The following is a 22,309-nucleotide window of genomic DNA, read 5'->3' on the forward strand; positions in this document are numbered from 1 at the left end:
CACCTACCTTGTTTTTTGAAAAGTAAGCCTTTTCAACGCTAGTATAGCATAGTATATTGGAAAAAATAGAGCATGTCTGTTTTTTTACATTTTTCATCTGTTTTTCTATTTTTTTCTAGCTATTGCCCGTGAAGGCTTAGCCTTCAGCAAAAACGACAGTCTAGTTTTTCACATATTTGTTCTTGTTTTTTCATTTTTATTAACGAGGATTTCCATTACAATCACCTTGTAAGCGCAAACAAAAAGGAGTGTAGAAGAATGAAGAAAACTTTTTTAAAAGCAGCGAGCTTGTTGTTTCTTGGTGCGACCTTAGCAGCTTGTGGCAACAACGGCAATAGTAGCGGAAGCTCAGAAGCTGATGCAGATGGGAAAACGACGATTTCCTTTACCTGGTGGGGCTCAGAAGTCAGACACGAGAAGTATATCGAATCGATCAAAGAATTTGAGAAACAAAATCCTGACATCAAAGTTGAATATGAATATGGTTCTTGGGATGACCATTGGAAAAAACTAGCAACAAAAGCGGCTTCTGGAGAATTACCTGATGTGATCCAGATGGATGTGCAGTACATTGCGCAATATGGAACGAAAAATCAATTAGCAGATATGTCGGAATTTATCGGCAATGAGATTCAAACCGATGATATCAAAGAATCGATTTTAGCAACTGGCGAGTTAGATGGAAAAGTTTTTGGCATACCAACTTCTGTCAATACGATGGCGATGCTCTACAATCCATCATTGGTAGAACAAGGGGGCACTGGGATCGACTTTAGCAATTATACCTTCGATGACCTTGTAGAAAGTACGGCAGCGATCGCTGAAGCAACCGGTGATTATGGTTGGAATGATAACAATGACAACAGTACGATTTTGCAATACTTTTTACGTACTAAAGGCGAAGATCTATACCAATACGATGCAGACGGCAAACCAGAGATCGGTTTTACCAAAGAAAACTGGATTGAATTTATGGGGGCTATCGCGGACCTTACGGAAGCCAAAGCAATGCCAACCGCAGAAGTGACTAGCAATGCCAACAGTATGGATCAATATCCGTTTTCACAAGGAAAAGCAGCCTATATGATGACTTGGTCCAATCAATACTTGACCTATAAGGCCTCCGCCGCAGAAGATGTCGAAATCAACTTGGCTCGTCCATTCGACTCAGAAAACGGGGCGATGGCGTATCGACCAGGGTTCTTTTATTCGATCGCGAATGCTTCTGAATCAAAAGAAGCAGCTGCGAAGTTTGTTGACTTTTTAGTAAATAGTGAAGAAGCCAATAAGATCATCGGTACTGAGCGGGGGATTCCTTCCAATGATGCCATCAAAGAATTGCTTTATGCCGACATGACACCAGAAGAACAAGAGTCCTCTGATTTCTTAGATGATATTGCAGACATCGTCGGTGATCCATCCCCAATCCCACCAATTGGGTTTGCTGAAATCAACACGTACTTTAAAGAGCTGTACGCAGAGATCACTTATGGCACCATGACACCAGAAGAAACTTATGATGCCTTTACGCAACGCTGCGAAGAAATTTTTGCAGAAAACTATCAATAAGCATAGCTGCGGCGCCTTTACTGACTTTTTCAGTAAAGGCGTTTTTTTAGGAGAAACAATGGAGGAAAAAATATAGGTCCTCTAGTTTTTCACATTTCTGTACTTTTTTTTCTATTCATTCTTAAGAAGCACTTCGTTAAAATCAACTTGTAAGCGTAATCAACTATAGAGGTAGGAAGTGAAAATTATGGAACTACAATCAAAATCACCCACGGCAAAAGAGCCTGGGAAACTCAAAAGCTGGTTTAATCGATTACCAGAATCAAAACAGAATATGGTTACAGGCTACTTATTTATCTCACCCTTCATCATTGGCTTTTTTGCTTTTATTATCGTCCCGATGGGGATTTCTCTTTTTATGTCTTTTCATGACTATGATTTATTGACAGAGGCGCAATTTGTTGGCTGGAATAACTTTAAGACGATTTTTACGAATGATCCCAAGTTTGTTCAGTCACTGACTGTTACGCTGAAATATGTTGTGTTGGCAGTCCCTTTACGGCTGATCGTCGCATTAGCAGTGGCGATGCTGATCAACCGCCCATCGAAATTAAGCGGCGCTTATCGGGTATTATTTTATATCCCTTCGATTTTAGGTGGGAGCGTGGCGGTCTCGATCATGTGGCGGAATCTTTTTGGCGATTCAGGGTTGATCAATGGCGTGCTAGCGGCGATCGGCTTAGACCCGATCTACTTCTTTAAAAGTCCTGGCTTAGCGTTGATGACCTTGATTTTATTAGCAGCGTGGCAATTTGGCTCGTCGATGTTGATTTTCTTATCCGGTTTGAAAAATATTCCGAAAGATTATTACGAAGCGGCGGAAATTGATGGGGCAGGAAAAATCAGACAGTTTTTCAATATCACGGTTCCAGTCCTGACGCCAATCATCTTTTTCAATCTGATCTATCAAACGATCATGGCCTTTTTGACGTTTACACCTGCGTTTATCATTTCGAATGGGACGGGTTCACCCCGTAACGGCACGTTAGTCTATTCCTTGTACATGTATCAACGAGCCTTTACCGATTTCAAAATGGGCTATGCTTCAGCCTTAGCGTGGATTTTACTGGTCATCGTTGGGTTGATTACGATTCTGTTGTTCGCAACATCGAAATTTTGGGTGTTTAAAGAAAACGAGGAGGTTTGATTGATGCGTGAACAAAAACAAAATTATTTCTTTGATGCCGTGATCTTAGTTGCTGCATTACTGATGCTTTATCCGATTTTCTGGCTGCTGTTTAGTGCCTTTAAACCTAGTAGTGACATTTTTCGAACGGCAACGGAGTTGATCCCCCGAAGCTGGACGTTAGAAAACTTTACCAAGGGGTTTGAAGGGATCGCAGGGATTCCCTTCATTCGCTATATTTTCAACTCGTTGCAAATCGCGTTGATTTCAATGGTAGGGGCGGTCTGTTCTTCGGCTGTCATTTCTTATGGATTTGGTCGAATTCCTTTCAAAGGAAAAGGCTTTTGGTTTGCTTGTATCTTGGTCACGATGATGCTGCCGCAAGAGATCATCATGGTACCTCAGTATCTTTGGTTCAATCAATTAGGCTGGCTTAACTCGATTCGTCCGGTAACCGTTCCTTCATACTTCGGACAAGCTTTCTTTATTTTCATGATGGTTCAATTCGTCTCTGCGATCCCGACAGATTTAGATGAAGCAGCAAAAATGGACGGCTGTGGACGGGTCGGTATTTTCTTCCGCGTGATTCTACCGTTGATGAAGCCTTCCTTGGCAAACGCTGCGATCTTCTCTTTCTATTGGAAATGGGAAGAACTGATCGGACCGATGCTGTACCTTACACGTCCGCAAAACTACACAGTATCGATTGCCTTAAAGCAGTTCCTAGATGCTAGCAGCACCTCCAATTGGGGAGCGATGTTCGCGATGTCTGTCATCTCCTTGCTGCCTGTGTTGATCATCTTCTTTATTTTCCAAAAATACATTGTTGAAGGCATCAGCACGACGGGTCTTAAATAAGTGTGGAAAAAGATATTCGCTGTTTTGGAATATCTTTTTTCTATTGAATGAATTCGTTGAAGAAAGGACAAACCGATGCAACCATTTCAAGTAATTGATTTTCATGTCGTACCAAGCACGATCGGCGCTCATCAAGCGACCCTTATTTGGGAGAAGCCGCTGCACGCCCAAGCTATTTTTGGTTATCAATTGTTTTTAGACAACGATTTGATCCAAACCAGACCAACAAACAAGACGCATTGGACGTTGACAAACTTATCTGCCGATCAAACGTATCAAGTAACGATTATCTGCCTCGATCATCAGGGGTGCCTGCTTACAAATACCGCAGTCACGACGACCTTTCGTACAAAGAAAAAAAGTGTTTTGTTAGATGTTACGCAAGCACCCTACCATGCTGATAGCGCAGGCAAAGAAGATAGTACCGCCATTCTCCAGCAAGCGATCAACGATTGCCCTAGCAATGGCACTGTCTGGATCCCAACAGGGGCGGTGATCCTTTCTGGTGCGTTGGAGCTAAAAAGCAATATGATTTTTCAGGTAGATGGCACATTGTAAGCAAGCCTCGACATAGAAACGTATCGGGTTGCCCCTCACGAGTATTTAGGAAGCGTGAATCAAGAGGGCTTACCATTAAGCCGTTATGAAGGCTGGGAATTGTTTTGCTTCCGTTCATTGATCAACATTGGGTATATCGATCGGGGCGATCGAGGGCGTATCGTTTGTGAAAATGTCCGTCTTTGTGGCAAAGGAACGATCATTGGTGGCGGGAATCCATTAGGACTGGCGATGCGAAACCCTTATGCAGACCGTGAACAGTATCCAGAATATGTTTCTGATGGAAAACCTGGAAGACGAGTAAGGGGACGTTTGATCTGTATGATGCAGGCCAAAAACATCCATTTGACAGAGTTGACGTTGAGTGATCCACCATGCTGGACTATCCATATGATTTACTGTGACACCGTTGTGACCCATGGGGTGAATATTCAGTCCAAAGGCATCGACAATGGCGATGGATGGGATCCAGATTCTTCGCAAAACTTGCTGATTTTTGACACCGTTTTTGATACGGGTGATGATTGTATCGCAATCAAATCTGGCAAAAATCCAGAAGGAAATCAGATCAATAGACCAGCGAAAAATATTCGGCTGTTTGATTTGGCTATTCGTGGGGGACATGGCATCGCGATTGGTAGTGAGCAATCTGGTGGTGTCGAAAATATCTCCTTTCGAGATTGTCAACTGACCAATACGCTTTATGGGCTAGAATTGAAAGCGCAGAATGATCGTGGTGGCTATATTCGTCAAGTGACGATCACCGATTGCCTGTTGGATCGTTTCATGGCTCATCCTGTTGCTTACAATGCCGATGGTCAGGCAGCCCAACAGTTACCAATCATTTCGGATATTTTGGTCAAGAATACCCGTATCGTAGGGCAGAACCCTTTGGTCGAGCTAAAAGGGTTTGTCGATGAACAAGCACAGCAGGTTTCACCGATCCAACGCGTTGCTTTTGAGTCAGTTGCCTTTGAATCAGCTAAAGGGCAAAAGAAAATGATTTTTGAACAGTGTCAGGAGGTCAGCTTTAAAGAGGCAGCGATCATTGATCGAGCGGCCATAAGTGACGCAATAAGTTGCCAAGAAACAGTCGAACTATCCATGGTGGGACAAAAGAAACTCACGTAGAACAAGCTTTTGAAAATGATCTGCGTTGGTTCTCCCAATGAGAAACAGTTAGTTAAGCACCTTATTTCCTCCCTTGACAGGTTGCGCCTTTTTGCTTTTGTAGACAAAAAGGCGCATTTTTCTAACAAGAAAGGACGATGCAAAAAAAGACGATCCCCAGAAATCAAAAAGGACTTTCTTTTCCCGCTAAGGGGACTATAGTAAAGAATGTAGGAAAAAAGGACGCCAGAAAGCACATGGGAAAAGACAACGAGATGTGCCAAGAGGAACGCTTTACTTGATGGACAGCGCCAGTAAGAAGCACTCAGTTCTATCCAACGAAATGATAGATGAAAAAAGGTTGGCGATGCGCAATTTTTACAATCATGGGTATCGAAAAACCTATCAACAGCTTAAAACAAAAACATAGGAGGCAAGCAAGAATGGAAGACATCACGCAATTATTGCAACGAGAAATTGACCAAGCATCAACTGTGCAGGGAACAGTGATTACACCACCCGGCGCCTATCAAATCGGCGCATTGTTTTTAAAAAGCAATGTGCACTTGATTGTCTCAGAGGATACGATTCTGTATGGTAGTCAAGAACTGGCCGATTATCCCGAAGTAGATAATCGGGTCGCAGGGATCAATATGAAGTGGCCTGCAGCGATGATCAATGTTTTTCACGCAGAAAATGTCATGATCTCTGGAAAAGGAAAACTTGATGGTCGTGGAGAAACATGGTGGCAAACGTTTTGGGGAACAGATGAAGCCAGCGGGATGATGGCGGATTACGCAAAAAAAGGCTTACGCTGGGCAGCAGATTATGATTGCAAGCGCCCACGAAATATCCTTGTTTATGAAAGTCAGCAAGTAACCATCAAAGATATTTCGTCGGTACAGTCGGGTTTTTGGAATACCCAAATCACGTATTCTCACCACATATTGATCGACGGCATCACGATAGACAATGGAAAAGGGCCTAGTACTGATGGCATCGATATTGATTCCTGTAAAGAAGTCACGATTCAAAATGCCTACATTTCCTGCAACGATGACAATATCTCGATCAAGGCGGGACGTGGGGCAGAAGCCTTAGCCCAGCAAAGAAGCTGTCGGAAAATCACGATCAAAGACTGTCAGTTAGGGTATGGTTCAGGAATTGCCATTGGTAGTGAAACTTCGGGTGGGATCGAAGAGATCAAAATCCAAAAAGTCGTCTTTGAGCAAACTGGCGCAGGGTTTCGGATCAAATCCGCCAACAATCGAGGTGGATTTATACGCAAGGTCACTGCTTCGGATTTAACGATGAAGGATGTTGGCTTTCCTTTTCTCTTACAAACAAATTGGTACCCAGATTATAGTTATCCAGAACTGCCAGCTGATTATGAGGAAGAGATTCCCGACTATTGGCACAAATTGATGGTACAACCAGCTATTCCAGTAGGTCCAGCAAAGGTCTGCGACATTACTATTGAAAACGTGCAAGCTACCAAAACAGGACAACAAAGCGTGCGTGCTTTTTTCATCGAGGCCAGCCCAGCAGAACCGATCCGCAATCTAACATTAAAAAATCTTTCCATCCATGCCGACGAGTTCGGCAAGATTGCAGGGGTTGAGAACTTAAAGATGGTGGAAACGATCGTCACTGCGTTAGCGCCGACCTTGGATCAAAATGATGTGTATGAGCGGTAGTAGAGAGACAACGAGAACGTACATCGCTAAGTAGGAAAAGAGAGGGACACAATGAGGGAAAATTTTATAAAGAAATATATTGATACATTTAATCACAATGATGAAGAACTTTATTCTCAATGTATATCAAATGCTGACGCAGAAACCTGGATGATGCAAAACGTCCCAGTATTTACATGTAATCAACCATTATTTGAAGAAGCATATTATTTTCGATGGTGGGTATTTCGGAAGCATCTGAAAGCCACACCAGAGGGAACGATCATAACTGAGTTTTTACCACCCGTTCGTTGGTCAGGACCATACAACTCCATCAATTGTGCTGTTGGACATCATCTTTCCGAAGCTCGTTGGTTAAAATGTGGTCGCGAACTCATTCACGAATATGTTGATTTTTGGTTTAAAGGCAGTGGAAATCAGTATGCCTATTCGTCTTGGATCATTGATGCGATCAAAAATTATGCGATTCTTTGGTCAGATGCTGAGTATGGTGTTCAGTTATTACCTCATTTGGTAACCTTTTATCAAGAGATCGAAACGCATCATCTGACTCGTTATGGTTTGTTTTGGTCAAATGATGACCGGGATGCCATGGAGTGTTCTATTAGTGGTAGCGGATTGAGGCCAACATTAAATAGTTACATGTATGCCAATGCCTTAGGAATTGCCTATTTTGCCGAGCAAGCAGGTGATTCTTCACTTGCTAAAGACTATCGAAATAAAGCGTCACTTTTAAAACAAAATATAATAAAGTATTTATGGGATTCTGAAGAAGAATTTTTTAAAGTGATTCCCTTAGAGGATAAAGATGCGCAAATTGCAACATTTGACTTTAAACAAATACCAAAGCAACACAATGTAAAAGAATTGATTGGCTATCTCCCTTGGCTCTTTGGTATTGCCGAAGATACTCATGCGAGGGCTTGGCGCTATTTGAGTGATCCCATGTGTTTTCACGGTGAGTATGGTCTGACTACAGCAGCCAGAGATCATCTGTGTTATAACTTACCCAGTGAGAAAAATCATGAGTGCCTTTGGAATGGACCATCTTGGCCGTTTGCCACAACCCAAACGATCAATTCAATGATAGCCTCACGTCAAAACAAAAATAGTTCACTTAAAGCAACAGACATTTCACGAGAATTGCTGACCTATGCGAATAGTTTTTATCGAAACAAAGCAGATGGGCCAAAAGTCAATTGGCTTGATGAAAATATTGATCCAGATACAGGAGAATGGCTTTCCAGAAAAATTTTGAAAGACCAGAACTGGCCCATAGGAAAAGGTGGCTATGAACGTGGAAAAGATTACAATCATTCTGCTTTCAGTGATTTATTCATTCGTGGATATTGTGGTATTCATCTTTCTGATGAGGGACTGCTGACGATCGATCCAATTAAAGATACGACGCTTGAGTATTTTTCTTTTGAGGATTTGCCGATGAAAGGTGATTTTATTTCTGTCTGGTATGATCGATCAGGAGAACATTTTGGAAAGGGCGTAGGCATTACGGTATTGCTCGATGGCAAACACTATCAGAGTAAAAATAAGATTGAAATCAGTTTGTAAAGGACCAAGAAATTGGTCTTTTTTAATTTGAAAAATTTACAGCCTAATTGGTTTGGTCACAAGTAACTTCTTAAGAGAATGTGCTACTTGAGTAAGAAAGATCTGTCCATCTATTTAGAAGCATAGCATGAAATTAGAGACGGATAGAGAAAAGAGAGCGAAGATTTTAAGCCAAGAGCCAGTGCTTCAGATGTTCTTACTTTTTTTGGAAAGGGAAGACTCAGCAGATCGTTGTCAACAAACCCCTACCTAGCCATATATCAACGATTAACAAAAAATGTCAATTGCTGGAAATCCTGCTTTTCGTTATGCTTTTGGTATTGAAAGCGGTTTATTTAATCGGGCTCAACAACAAAATCTAAGGAGGAAAAGTAGTGAAAAAATTAAGTACGATTCTTGGTTTGGGGTTACTATCAGTCGTCTTTTTGTCGGCATGTGGGAAGGAGGAAGCAGGTTCCACAACAGATTATGATACGATTTCGATTTTATCGCCGTACATTGAAACTGAACCACCTGCAAGTGACAACGAGATTTTGAAGCAATTAGAAGCGTACACTGGCAAAAACATTGATATTACCTGGGCACCCAATACATCCTACGAGGATAAAATGAATATTACGTTAGCTTCAGATGATATTCCAGAAGTGATGGTCATTCAAGGAAAATCAGGAGGATTTATCAAGTCAGCAGAAAATGGCGCTTTTTGGGATTTGACCGACTATTTAGCTGATTATCCTAATCTCTCTCAATCTAACGAGGATGTTTTGCGTAATTCTTCTGTGAATGGCAAAGTGTACGGAATTTATCGGAAACGTGATGCGATGCGGACGGCGGTGATCATCCGAAAAGATTGGTTAGAAAACTTAAACTTAGATGTACCAGAAACGATCGATGATCTCTATGAGGTTGCCAAAGCATTTACTGAGAACGATCCCGATGGGAATGGTGAAAATGATACGTTTGGTTTGATTATTCCCCAATGGCCTGGCTCGATCAATTCAAATAGCCCTTACGATGTGTTAGCTACTTGGTTTGGGGCAGGAAATGCTTGGAAAGAAATAGACGGCACTTTAGAGCCATCCTTTATGCAACCAGAATACCTAGAATCAATGCAATTTGTTAAAGATATGGTGGAACAAGGCTATGTCAATCGTGATTTTGCAACCATGGCAGCAGATAAATGGGATGAGCCGTTTATCAATGGACGTGGTGGGATCATTATTGATACGTATTCACGAGCAGCACAAATCAGTAATAAATTATTGCAAGCTGGAGAAGAAGACCTCGTCGTCTTTACAGGGAATTTAAAAGATAATAGCGGTACGATGAATGCGTTACCGACAGATGGCTATTCTGGTTTCTTGGCGATTCCTAAGTCGAGTGTCCAGACAGAGGAACATCTAAAAGAGGTGTTGACGTTCCTTGATAAATTAAATGATAAAGAAGCACAGGTGTTGCTGAACAACGGAATTGAAGGAATCAATTTTGAAGTAGTGGATGGAATGTCCGTCGCACTAGAAGGATCAGAAGCTGAAGCGTTAGCCAATGCGGTCAAAGGGTACTCGCAAATTGGGATGAATGTAACGGAAGATACCCTGTACTATATTGCTAAGCCTGATACAGAAGCGGCTACTGAAAGCTATGAAAAACGATTGTCATTGATGGAAGCTGATTTAGAGCACGCTGTCTTTAACCCAGCAGCCTCCTATAATACAGATACGTATGTAACAAAAGGGGCACAGCTTGATCAGATCATTAGTGATGCGCGGGTTCAATTTATTGCAGGACAAATCGATGAAGCGGGGTGGGAAGCTGCGATCGAACTTTGGAAGAATCAAGGAGGCACGCAGCTGATGGAAGAAACGAATGCCCTTCATCAAGCACAATAACGACAGTCGAAGAAGGTTGAGTGGATCTTGCTCTCAACCTTTTTCTTTTTCAATAATTTTTTTCAGCTAATTATTCAGCTAATAAAATGGAGTACTATTTAGGTGAGACGAGACAGGTAGTGAGAAATCAGAAAAGAAAAAATGGAAAAAAACAAGTGGAAACCCTAATCTAACGCTTGATATCAAGGAATTCAAAAAAAGTCAATTGTTAGAAATGTAGGTCAAGTTTACTATGAAAAGAGAAAAGTAGCTCATATACGCATAAAAGGAGAAGAAGAAATGTTAGCGAAATTGATCTATGAAAATCCGCTGAATCAAGCAGCAGATATTCAACACTTTATTACTGAAGGAGAGCCCAAGATTACTTTCCAAGACGGGATGATTCTGGCGAATACGTATTCTGAAGAATCAAACAAACAACCACATTTTGTTTTATGGCTGCCTCAACAATTTCCAGCGGACCTACGAATCACCTGGCAGTTTCAACCACTGGCTGAACCAGGCTTATGTATGCTCTTTTTTGCAGCAACCAATCGCAAGGGTGGCTCGATCTTCGATTCTGGAGTACCCAAACGAACCGGGGCATATCCCGAGTATCATTCTGGAGGGATCAATGCTTACCACCTTTCTTATTTTCGAAGAAAGTATGAGGAGGAACGGGCGTTTGAAACGTGTAATTTGCGCAAAAGCCATGGGTTTCATCTGGTCGCCCAAGGCGCAGACCCACTTCCGAGTGTAGCAGATGCCCGAGGGTTTTATCACCTAAAAATCGATAAGGTAGGTGCAACGATTTCCTTTTGGATCAACGACTTATTGGTGTTAAGGTACCTTGATGAAGAACAGTTTGGTCCCGTATTAACCAAAGGAGCGATCGGATTTCGGCAAATGGCGCCAATGAAGGCCCGCTATAAAGACTTAAAGGTATATTCCTTAGAGGAGGAACGGTGATGAATTGGCAGAAAGCATATCAAGCAGCAGATTTTGTCTTTTATTGTTTGCTGATAAATGTAACCGTTATTATAGGTGCACTAGTAGGTGGGATCATCTTTGGACTGGCGCCTAGCGTACAAGCAGGATTCCACGTAGCAAAGAAAACCCTTAAACAGGAATCGCCGCCTTTTTTTCAAACGTTCTTTGGGTATTACCGCAGGAACTTTTGGCGATCGAATCGCTTGGGCTTACCGATCATTCTCTTTTATTTGTGCCCCATGGTGGTGATCCAGCAAGGATTTTTAGCGGCATTGACTCAAACAGGCTTGATCCTATTAATCGTTAGCCAATGCGTCGCGATCGCTGTGATCAATACATTGCTTAGCATGTACGAATATTATGTGCTCCCAACGAAGAAGTACCTAGGCGCTTCGCTACGCTTTCTTTTTTTTCAACCTATTGGCACCTTTTTAGGCGTCCTTTGGTTTGGGATTTGTAGTACGATCAGCTTTTTTCTCCCCGGTCTCCTTCCATTTTTAAGTATTGGGATGTGGATCATTGGCACAATGGGGATTTACTTGAAATTATTTGATGAAAATGAACAAAAGCTAAAGCAACAAAACGATGCAGTTCAACCTGCAGAGAGGGAAGAGGAGGAAATCGAACATGGCATTGAAATGGCTCAAAAATAAACCTAAGGGAAAACGTGGGCTGAGTTTTGGGTATCCATGGGAAAAAGGGGCTTTACAACCTGAGGTTCTAAGGGAGGAACTGTTTTTGCTGGGGGAGGAGCCGCTGCAAACGAAAGTACTGGCTTACTGGCCAGATGGCAGTGTGAAATGGACAGGACACAGTGGTCTGGTGGCAGAAACGACGCAGTTACTTTTTCAAAGAAAACAGCGTGTCCAGAAGAAACAGGCGATTGCTAGGGAAGCTTACAACGGTATTTATTTTGACAACGGTACGATCAAAGGCTTCTTCCCGAAACATGGGGAAGGGAAAAATGTTTTGGACTGGGTAGCGGTCAATGGGCAGAAAAAATTGCATGATCTTCACGCAATCCTGCAATACCAAAACAAAAAGGTGCAGTCCAAAGTAACGGACTTGATGTTGGAAGAAAATGGTTCAGAAAAAGCCGTTATCAAAGTAACGGGCGTCATTGAGATCAATCAAGAAGTGGTGCAAGAGTTTATTTTACGGTTCCGTATCTTTCGCGAAATCAGCAAATTGGAAATCATTCATACGGTCATTATCATCAAACCACTTGCTTATGAAGGCATGGGGATAGCATTTGATTATGCGTTGACAGGTGAAAATTGGAATCGACAAGTCAAATTTATTGCAGATGCTGTGTATCATGAAGCGGCACAATTGTTACTTTCACGGCGACACTATCAGCAAAACATTCCCTATCAAGAACAAGCCAGTGGACAGCTCGTTTCATTGACCTCAGCGGACGAGCCGATGCTGTCTCATGCGGTGGAAAATGCTATTTGGGACAATTTTCGGGTCAATCAAATCAATCATCGGTCATTTGAATTAGAAAAACAGACAGAAGCTGGGTACTGTTGGTTGCCCATTGGGGATGGCGAGCATTATTCAGGTACCTTTTACGCTGGGGGAGAAACCGGCGGCGTTGCTTGCAGCATGGAGAAATTTTGGGAAAAAGCACCATCTGCGATCGAGGTGACAGGCATCACCCAAAAAGAAACCCAAATCACGATGTGGCAGTGGTCACCGAATGCCAAGCCAATGGATTTTCAGCACTATTCCAAACGTGATCATATGCTTAGCGGATACGAAGGAATGGAAGAGATTCGTTCGACGGCAGTTGGCGTAGCAAATACGACGCGTTGTTGGTTGGATCTATATGAAGAAGCCCCGTCAGAAGAAGTGTTGCTGGGCTTAGCTCAAGAAAACCAAGAACCTGCCCAGATCGTTTCATTGCCAGAGCGTTATCAAGAGACGAAGGTTTTTGGCAGGATCAGTTTACCAGACGAATCAACGAAAACGAAACAGTTGCTGGAGCAACAATTGGCTAAGATGCGTCAATTCTATTTAGCAGAAGTCCAACAAAGAAGTTGGTATGGCTATTGGAACTATGGTGATGTCATGCATACCTATGATCAGTTTCGACACCAATGGCGCTACGATCTTGGTGGGTACGCTTGGCAAAACACTGAATTGGTCCCTAACATGTGGCTTTGGCTAGATTTCTTACGGACTGGTGATCCAAGCGTCTACTATCTGGCTGAAAGTATGACGAGACATACTTCAGAAGTCGATCAGTATCATGCTGGTGAATACAAAGGATTAGGGTCACGGCATAATGTCGTTCATTGGGGCTGCCAAGCAAAAGAAGTTCGAATTTCAATGGCGGGTCTCCATCGCTACTACTACTATTTGACAGCGGATGAACGCATTGGGGAGATTATGGAACAAGTCAAAGACAATGAAACCTATGCTTTTGATGCGTTACCACCGATGCGCGAGTTTTATGAACGAGAAACGAAGCGGATACCGATTCGCATCGGACCAGATTGGGCTGCGCTAGTCTCGAACTGGTTTACCCAGTGGGAACGGACGAATGATCCTGTTTACCTTGAAAAAATTCGCACGGGCATCACCTGCATCAAAGCCATGCCCCAGCGCCTATTGTCTGGTCCCACAGTGTTATTTGATCCACAAGACAAAACCTTATCTTATATGGGAACTGGGAATTTTGGCGGCTATCACATGGTCATCTCCTTTGGGGCGCCGCAAGTTTGGTTAGAACTTGCTCAAGTGCTGGAAGACCCCGAGTGGACAGAGATGTTAGGGGAGTTTGGCTGGTTTTATAGCTTGAGTCCTGAGAGAAAAGCAGAAGAATCAAACGGGGTACTGACGGAACCTCATTTTGCCTGGCCAATGTTTGCGTCGACGATGATGGCCTTTGCTGGGCGAGTGCGTAACGATCAAGCAATCAGCCAAAGGGCTTGGCAGTTATTGCTTGATAATGACAAATCGGGTGTTCCATTGCCGATCGAAGCGACCATTGAAGCAGCGACAACGTGGAAAAAAATAAAAGAAATGCCGTGGGTATCGACCAATGTGTTGGCACAGTGGGGTCTAAATACGATTTGTTGTTTAGCACTGATCGGAGCGGAGTTAGAGGAGGAGAATGAATGGAAACAACAATAAAAAAAGTGCCGAAAACGAAAGAGCAATGGGGGAGTTTTCTCAACCATTTTAAACAAAATAAATGGCTCTATATTTTGACGATTCCCGGGATCATCTATTTTGCAGTATTTCGTTATGCACCGATGTATGGGTTGATCATTGCTTTCAAAGATTATGTGCCCTTTTTAGGAATCGCAGATAGTCCATGGGTCGGAACACAAAATTTTATGGATTTCTTCAATAATCCTGATTTCTTTCGGATCTTGTGGAACACGTTGATGATTGCCTTTTTAAACATCTTCTTTTCGTTTCCAGCACCCATCTTTTTGGCACTGTTACTGAATGAATTGCGCAACAAGCTGTTTCAGCGGACCATTCAAACCTTCGTCTATGTACCACATTTTCTTTCATGGACGATCGTCGTTAGTCTTTGGCATATCTTATTCAACATCGATCATGGAGCGATCACTCAATTTATCGCTTCGTTGACAGGCGTTGAAATCGACTTTCTCTCAGACCCGCAATGGTTCCGCCCCATGATCGTAATGCAATCGATTTGGAAAGAGATCGGTTGGGGGACTATTATTTATTTAGCTGCCTTATCAGGTGTAGATCAGGAACAATACGAAGCCGCGATCATGGATGGTGCAGGACGTTTCCGTCGTGTGTGGCACATCACTTTGCCTGCGATTCGTTCGACGATCATCATTATGCTGATCATGCGGATCGGGTCGATTTTGTCTACTGGGTTTGATCAGATTTTCTTGATGACCAATCAGTTGAACCGAACAGTAGCAGATGTTTTTGATACGTATGTGTATATGATGGGGATCACCAATGGCGCTTACAGTTACTCAACAGCCGTCGGATTATTTAAATCGATCGTTGGGATCATCCTCGTACTTTGTACCAATAAATTAGCGAAACGCTTTGGCGAAAGCGGCTTATACTAAGGAGGAAAAAGATGGATACTTTACACAATACGAAGGCAGGGAAAATATTTGACATTTTTAATGCGCTATTTTTGGCATTGATTGGGTTATTCATGGTGATTCCTTTTATTTATGTGATCGCAGGTTCATTTGCTACGGAGTTAGAATTGACCACACGTTCGTTTTTCTTATGGCCAAATGAGATCAGTCTCGACTCCTATCGCTTTATTTTTTCAACCAACACCTTTATCCGTAGTTTGCTTGTAACGGTCGGCGTTACCATCGTTGGCACGCTGGTGCAGCTTTTCTGTACCTTCACCTTTGCCTATCCTTTATCACGCAAGCACCTAAAAGGACGGAACACCTTGTTGAATCTCGTGATTTTTGCAATGCTCTTTTCAGGTGGGATGATCCCAACGTTTATCGTGGTGAAAAATTTAGGACTGATCAATTCTTATTGGGCATTGATTTTGCCAATCGCGATCAATCCGTTCAACTTAATGATCATCAAAAACTTTTTCCAAGAAATGCCGATCGAATTGGAAGAATCCGCCAAGATGGATGGCTGTACGGAACTAGGGATCTTATGGAAAATCATTTTGCCTTTATCAAAACCAGTGATCGCGACCTTCACCCTTTTTTACGCCGTTGGTATCTGGAACGACTTCATGAGTGGATTGCTCTATATCAATGATTCAGCAAAATGGCCGATTCAGTTATTGTTAAGACAGATCACGATGGCCTCCAGTGGTGCCAATGCGTTAGCAAGTATGGACCCCAACTATGTGCCGCCTGAACAAGGAATCAAATTTGCAGTCATCATTGTGGCGACTTTGCCAATTTTGATCTTCTATCCGTTTTTGCAAAAACATTTTGCCAAAGGAATGCTGATTGGATCCGTCAAAGGATGATACACTTCAATAGTTGTGGATAGGTTGTCATGCGTTTTTTCGTATGACAATTTGTTACATAAAATCTATTACAAGGGTGTTTGGGAATGAAGTACTTTAAAACAGGCGGTTTTCATCGAAAACTGCAGCTAGCCAGTCTATGGATCGTCGTGCCGCTATTAGCCGTTGCAATCTTTTTGCATGCCTATTTGATCGGACCATTACAACGATCGTATCAAGAACTAAACAATCGCCAAGTCGAAGGAATCGTTAGTAACATCAACCAACAGTTCTCGCAGCTGGAAGTGACTTTAAGCGTTTGGGGGCAATCGTTTCAAAGGCGCTACCAAGAAGATTTATTGGAAACGACGAATTATCAGACGTTGATCCAGCTGTCGGAAGAATTGTTTTACTTAACCAATAGCTCCAATTATGTCAATCGAATCGGTATTTATTCGCTCGGCGAGGCGCCCTTTGGGATTGAAAGTGGCGGCACGTATGAATTAACGCTCGAGCAAACCAAAACAGCATTTGAACGCTATCGGATCGATAATGGGAGGCAGTACCAGTGGAAGATCATTGAAGAAGAGGATGAATTGATTTTTGTACAAAACATTGATAGCCAAGGTGAAGATCAGCCTAAAATTTTTTTAGTTGCAACGATCGACGAGCAATCATTGTTAAAGTATTTTTATGATACTCAAATTGAAAATGGACTCGCAGCGATTTCCTTTAATCATGAGAGTTTTCGTTTTATTGGCGATCAGAACTTAGCGAATGTTATCCAACCGCTGAGTGAGGAGCATCAAGGAACCTGGGTCGAATCGATCAATGGCAATGATTATAGCATGATCGCCGTAAACAGTACGCGACTCAACCAAATATGGACATTTTATACCGTCGTTCCCTTAGCATTGATTACCGAGCCAGTCACTCATTTGGCTAGAGTGCTGATCGTCGTAAGTATTCTTTTTATTGCTTGTGTGGCAGTCATGAGTCTCTTTTTGGCAAAAAAACAATACCAACCTTTTGAAAAAACGATGGATCAGCTCTTTGGCAATACCCAGTGGAAAAAAGAAAACGATCTGGAGTTTTTGGTGGACCGTTGGCAACAATTAAGTCGGGAAAAAGGATTGCTACAAAATCAGGCGGAACGCTTTCAAGATTCGCAGAAGCGGCAAGTGATCCAACATTTGATGGAAGGGTATTATGGCTATTTGTCAGAGGAAGAATCGCAACAATTACTGCAGCAAAAAAACTGGCGTTTAAGTGACCAAGGGTATCGCCTGTTTTATTTCCAACTCAATGATCTATTAAGCAATCAAGCAAATTCACAAGATGAAACCCACATTTTGTTTGCGCTAGAAAACATTATAACGGATGTCACAGCCATGTTTTCCCCAGAATCAACCATCGTTTCGTCAAATGAAGGACGGATTTTGGTTTTTGTGGTCAATCAAGAGCAGCAACTGACAGATTACTTCACGATGGTTACCAAGCAAATCAATTTGATCGTCTGCCGTTATGTCACCATCGTTAGTTCGCAACAAGAAACTGAGATTCGCAAGTTGCCTGAAGTTGCCCAACGTCTCAAAAAGCAAATCCATCTGCAACGGTTGATTCCCGAAAATCAAGTGCTTCAAGGAGAGAAAATGCGCCCGTTGCCGAAGTATTCTCTTTCGCAAGAAAACTTGATTTTAACAGCGCTGAAAAGTGGCTATCATGAAGAATTGCAACGAAGTGTCCAGCGGTTTTTGGAACAGGTCGTGGCAGAAAACAATCAACAGGCTGCGGTGATCTATGTGGTCAATCGACTGTACGATCAAGTCGATTACCTTTTAAATGAAAATGGTGTCTCACGAACGGATTATGTATCGAAAACGGTTGTGTTAGAACGAATCGAACGACTTTTAGACATCAATCAGATCCAAGCCTTTTTGTACCATCATTTCTTAAAGCCCGTCTCCATCCTCTGGCAAGAAAATGTCGCTAATTCTTATAGTGAAATGATCCAAAAAGTAGCGGAGTACATCCAATCTGATTTTCGCAATGAACAAATTTCGTTAGAATATGTTGCGGATCGTTTCGAAGTAGACCCAATCTTTTTGAGTAAGGAGTTCAAGCGTGCCAAGCAGGTCAACTTTATTGATTATTTAACCAATGTTCGCATCGTAGAAGCGAAACGGCAGTTGCTAGAAACCGATCATCAAATCAATGAAATTGCAGAAAACCTTGGGTATAATCCCAGTTACTTCAATCGTTTATTTAAAAAGTGCACGGGAATGACCCCAGGACAATATCGAAAAGGTCAGAGCTGATCACTGTTGGTTGCTGCGTAAAAGCTCGTATTTTCGCAGCTTTTGCTCTGATTTTTCTATGTTTTCGTCAGCCAATGTTTTGTATAATAGAAAAGAAAGCGATTTCTAATACAGCTTAAGTTCAGCAAGAAAACCAGCAGACTTGTCAACGCTGTTGGAAATCTGATAGTAAATAGATGGAGGAAGAAAAGAAATGAAAATCGTTCTAGGCGGAGATTCAACCGTGGCGGATTATCCCCTTGATCAACAGCCAATGATGGGCTGGGGACAAGCCTTACCAAGCTATCTACCCCCAGAAGTAAACGTACGCAATTTTGCAAAAAACGGCAGTACGACTCGTTCGTTTATCGAAGAAGGGTTGTTTGAGCAACTCCTGCAAGAAGTCGAACCGAATACAGTCGTCCTACTGCAATTTGGACATAATGACCAAAAAGAGAAAAATCATGTCACGATGGAGGCGTACATTGCTCATTTGACAGACATGATCCGTCAAATCAAAGAAAAAGCAGGAATCCCGATCCTGTGTACACCTGTTGAACGGCGGGTAGGAGAAGAGGGACGATTGGCGCATACGTTGTCAGCATTTTTACCTGTCTTAAGAGAACTTAGTCGAACGGAAGAAGTAGTTTTGTTTGATTTAAATCGCTATACCTATCATTATTATGACACATTAGGACTAGAAGCTTCCAAAGCACTCTTTGTTTGGTTAGCACCGAATGAGCACCCCAATTATCCTGCAGGTCTTGCAGATGATACCCACTTTTCAAAGCTCGGGGCGCATATGATCGCTCGCTATGTAGCGATTCGTCTACAGGCGTTTTTCCATGAGCAACCACTGTTTCCTGATATTTATTACGGCGCCTGCATGTATCCAGAAGTCTGGTCGGAAGAAATCATGCAAAGTGATAGTCACACGATGAAAACGTTGGGCATGAATTTTGCTAGAATTGGGGAATTCATGTGGCGCGACTTGGAGCCTCAACCTGGAGAATATGATTTTTCGTTGTTGGAACGTGCGCTAGAACAGTACCAAGCAAATGGCATCGATGTTTGCTTATGTATTTCAACGCCGACCCCACCCCGCTGGTTTACAAAACAGTACCCAGAAGCATTGGTCACTAACCAAGATGGAACGAAGATGCATCACGGCTCAAGACAGCATGTCTGTACCAACAACGAGGACTTTCGCCGTTATGCCTATCGTTTGACGAGAAAAATCGCTGAGATTGCCGAAAAACATGAAAATGTTGTTATGTTGCAATTGGACAATGAGTTTAAATGTCATGTCGATCTATGTTATTGTACGACGTGCCAAACGCGTTGGCATACGTATTTAAAAGACAGCTATCAATCCGTGACTAACCTCAATGAGTGTTGGGGAACGAAGGTGTGGAGTGAGTGGTATGACGCATTTGAGGATGTCGTCTTGCCGCTAACGACCCCATTTTTGCATAATTCTTCCTTGATGAATGCCTTTCGCCGTTTTACCACTGATACGTTGAATGAGTTTGCGCATGATCTTTGTCATTTTATCCGAATGGAGACCGCGTTACCCATTACCCATAACTCCGCTTTTGGGTTTAACTTGCAAAATGATGAGCTATTTGCTGATTTAGATATTGCTGGTTTTGATACGTATGCACCGGCAGACAACTATCCAGCGTATACCATGAACTTGGATCGTTGGCGGAATGTCAAACCGCGCAACAAGGAAATGTTATTGTTAGAAACTTGTACTGCCAATGCAGGTCATATTGAAAATTATGCGGCACCTCGTCCTCATGGGTTTGTCACAAGTGAAGCGTTCATTGGCTATGCTGGTAATTTGAAATCCTTCTGCTTTTGGCATTTTCGTGGACATCGCTATGGTGTGGAGCAACCCCATAGTGCCGTGTTAACTGCTTGGGGAGAGCCAGATCGTGGGTATGAAGAGGTAGTTCGGATTGGCGAACTAAGACAACAGATCGCACCACTTTTAGCGGAAACGAAGTATGTATCGGCAAAAATAGCCATTATCTACTCGGATTACTCGAAACGTTTTTACACGATCGATCATGGGGGTGTTTATGATTATCGCAGCCTGTTTACCGAATTTTACGGCAGTCTGATTCGGCAAGGAATTCGTGTAGAAATCATTCAAGAAAATAGTCCGTTAGAAGAGTATGATGTTGTTCTTGCCCCATTTGTTCGTTGGATCAGTCCTACCTTGTTGAAAAAATTTGCCGCCTTTACTGAAGTAGGAGGCAAGCTGATTTTAGGCCCGATGACGGGGGATCGAACCAAAGAGCTGGCGTGGCCAGCGACGAATGGCTTAGATCGTTTAGGAGAATGGCTCGGGTTTGACAAAATCCAGCAGTTTACGGTGAAAGGACTGACTTATCAGCTAACCTATGACGGCCTAAAAGAACCTTTGGATCATTTGGTCACCGTTTTTCACTGCCCAGAAGATTGGGAAACGATCGGACGAGGGAATGACCAAACGCTACTAGCTAAGAAACAACTGGCTCAAGGAGAGATCATCTATTTAGGTGCGCTACCTAGCAATTTAACAGACAGTTTGATATGGCAGTCGTTTTGTCGCAAAGAACTTTTCCCTTATGAATCAGAGCGCCAGTTGATCAAATGTTCGGAAGGTGTGATGAAGTATCGCCGAGAGTCAGCGACCCATGTCCAACTCTGGATCAGTAACTTAGGGCTGACGACAGCTGACTTTACCTTACATCTCCCCGGTTTCGAACGCTTATCAGGGGAAGCGCTGGCGCTTGGTAACCATAGGCTAGAACCTTATGAAAATTTGATTATTGAATGGGAAAAAATAGTAGAAAGCGAGGAGTCAGATGATTCATTTAGCCATCCGAGGGCATGACCTTTCAGGAGAATATACACCAAAGCAGTTAGCACAAGCGGTAGGTGCAAAGAAAATAAAAAACGTTCAGTTTGCCTTGAATGCGTCTTTTCCAGATCTAAGTGCTCCTGAAAAGATGAATCCAGGTATGGGGACCTTCTTCAAGAATGAATTCCAAGAACAAGGCGTTCAAATCGCTTTGTTAAGTTGTTATAGTAACTTGATTCATCCCGAACCAGAGGAACGAGAAAAAATCTTACAGAAATTTGAGCGCTATTTATTCCATGCCCGTTATTTTGGTGCCAGCATGGTGGCTTCAGAAACAGGCTCAGTCATTGCCGCGCTGGGATATAGCGAAGAGAATTTTTCAGATGAGGTTTTCGAAGACTTGATCCATGTGATCCAGCGACTCGTTCGAGTGGGAGAAAAACATCAAATCATGGTAGGGATCGAAGCTGGACTGAATCATCCGCTGTATTCGAATCAGCGCATCGCCGAGCTGATTGAACGTGTTCCTTCTGATTATTTAGGGATCATTTACGATCCAACGAATTTGATCACCGCAAAAACGGCTGCTGATCAAGTCGCATTGGTAGAAGAAGCATTTACTCTTTTCGGAGAGAAAATCGTCTGCTTGCACCTAAAGGATTTTCAACTCTCGGGAGAAGAAGTGATCCCTGTCCCATTAGGCGAAGGACAAATACGGTATCCAGAAATTTTACAGCTTCTGATCAAACACAAGCCATACTGTTACGTGGTGCTAGAAGAAACAAAAGACGCTGGGATCGATCGTGCGGTGGCGTTGATTGAAGAGAGAGTTGGACAGGGGGGCTCTTACAACTAACACAATATTTTCAAA

The 22,309-nt window shown here is 42.6% G+C and carries 16 protein-coding genes; all 16 read left to right on the forward strand.

Going from position 1 to position 22,309, the window contains the following annotated elements:
* Nucleotides 1–258: 258 nt before the first annotated feature.
* The 16 genes from IGJ05_RS12615 (at nucleotide 259) to IGJ05_RS12690 (ending at nucleotide 22,294) form a co-directional block, all read left to right on the forward strand.
* On the forward strand, nucleotides 259–1,569 hold the full coding sequence (locus IGJ05_RS12615) for an ABC transporter substrate-binding protein (protein WP_128488426.1): 1,311 nt from the start codon (nucleotides 259–261) through the stop codon (nucleotides 1,567–1,569).
* Between the two features lie 187 nt (nucleotides 1,570–1,756).
* A complete protein-coding gene (locus IGJ05_RS12620; RefSeq protein ID WP_016608843.1) occupies nucleotides 1,757–2,716 on the forward strand; it encodes a carbohydrate ABC transporter permease in 960 nt (319 codons plus the stop codon).
* A 3-nt stretch (nucleotides 2,717–2,719) separates the two neighbouring features.
* On the forward strand, nucleotides 2,720–3,553 hold the full coding sequence (locus IGJ05_RS12625; protein ID WP_266167225.1) for a carbohydrate ABC transporter permease: 834 nt from the start codon (nucleotides 2,720–2,722) through the stop codon (nucleotides 3,551–3,553).
* Between the two features lie 75 nt (nucleotides 3,554–3,628).
* A complete protein-coding gene (locus IGJ05_RS12630) occupies nucleotides 3,629–4,111 on the forward strand; it encodes a fibronectin type III domain-containing protein (protein ID WP_266167226.1) in 483 nt (160 codons plus the stop codon).
* Between the two features lie 54 nt (nucleotides 4,112–4,165).
* Nucleotides 4,166–5,242, forward strand: coding sequence for a glycoside hydrolase family 28 protein (locus IGJ05_RS12635; protein ID WP_266167227.1), 1,077 nt, complete (start codon nucleotides 4,166–4,168; stop codon nucleotides 5,240–5,242).
* Between the two features lie 422 nt (nucleotides 5,243–5,664).
* Nucleotides 5,665–6,918, forward strand: a complete 1,254-nt coding sequence (locus tag IGJ05_RS12640; protein ID WP_266167228.1) for a glycoside hydrolase family 28 protein — start codon at nucleotides 5,665–5,667, stop codon at nucleotides 6,916–6,918.
* A 51-nt stretch (nucleotides 6,919–6,969) separates the two neighbouring features.
* Nucleotides 6,970–8,487: an MGH1-like glycoside hydrolase domain-containing protein gene (locus tag IGJ05_RS12645; RefSeq protein ID WP_266167229.1), complete on the forward strand. Its 1,518-nt coding sequence runs from the start codon at nucleotides 6,970–6,972 to the stop codon at nucleotides 8,485–8,487.
* 374 nt (nucleotides 8,488–8,861) lie between these two features.
* Nucleotides 8,862–10,376, forward strand: a complete 1,515-nt coding sequence (locus IGJ05_RS12650; protein ID WP_438725268.1) for an extracellular solute-binding protein — start codon at nucleotides 8,862–8,864, stop codon at nucleotides 10,374–10,376.
* A gap of 279 nt (nucleotides 10,377–10,655) precedes the next feature.
* Nucleotides 10,656–11,324 carry a DUF1961 family protein gene (locus IGJ05_RS12655; RefSeq protein WP_266167232.1) on the forward strand — a complete coding sequence of 223 codons (669 nt, stop codon included), beginning with the start codon at nucleotides 10,656–10,658 and terminating at the stop codon, nucleotides 11,322–11,324.
* The gene (locus IGJ05_RS12660; protein WP_016608833.1) at nucleotides 11,324–11,998 is read left to right on the forward strand and encodes a YesL family protein; all 675 of its coding nucleotides are present in this window, start codon (nucleotides 11,324–11,326) and stop codon (nucleotides 11,996–11,998) included. The genes IGJ05_RS12655 and IGJ05_RS12660 overlap by 1 nt, the downstream gene beginning before the upstream one ends.
* Nucleotides 11,973–14,486: a hypothetical protein gene (locus IGJ05_RS12665; protein WP_317755786.1), complete on the forward strand. Its 2,514-nt coding sequence runs from the start codon at nucleotides 11,973–11,975 to the stop codon at nucleotides 14,484–14,486. The genes IGJ05_RS12660 and IGJ05_RS12665 overlap by 26 nt, the downstream gene beginning before the upstream one ends.
* On the forward strand, nucleotides 14,471–15,418 hold the full coding sequence (locus tag IGJ05_RS12670) for an ABC transporter permease (RefSeq protein WP_005234199.1): 948 nt from the start codon (nucleotides 14,471–14,473) through the stop codon (nucleotides 15,416–15,418). Before IGJ05_RS12665 ends, IGJ05_RS12670 begins: the two co-directional genes overlap by 16 nt.
* Nucleotides 15,419–15,429: 11 nt before the next feature.
* A complete protein-coding gene (locus IGJ05_RS12675; RefSeq protein ID WP_005234200.1) occupies nucleotides 15,430–16,308 on the forward strand; it encodes a carbohydrate ABC transporter permease in 879 nt (292 codons plus the stop codon).
* Between the two features lie 86 nt (nucleotides 16,309–16,394).
* Entirely contained in the window at nucleotides 16,395–18,605 is a 2,211-nt protein-coding gene (locus IGJ05_RS12680; RefSeq protein ID WP_266167234.1) for a helix-turn-helix transcriptional regulator, read from the forward strand.
* A gap of 193 nt (nucleotides 18,606–18,798) precedes the next feature.
* Nucleotides 18,799–21,471 (forward strand): beta-galactosidase, encoded by a 2,673-nt coding sequence (locus tag IGJ05_RS12685; protein ID WP_266167235.1) that lies wholly within the window; start codon nucleotides 18,799–18,801, stop codon nucleotides 21,469–21,471.
* Entirely contained in the window at nucleotides 21,443–22,294 is an 852-nt protein-coding gene (locus tag IGJ05_RS12690; protein ID WP_266167236.1) for a sugar phosphate isomerase/epimerase family protein, read from the forward strand. The genes IGJ05_RS12685 and IGJ05_RS12690 overlap by 29 nt, the downstream gene beginning before the upstream one ends.
* The last annotated feature ends 15 nt before the right edge of the window (nucleotides 22,295–22,309 follow it).

It is taken from the genome of Enterococcus sp. AZ167 (assembly GCF_051714025.1).
Lineage (GTDB): Bacteria > Bacillota > Bacilli > Lactobacillales > Enterococcaceae > Enterococcus_D > Enterococcus_D casseliflavus.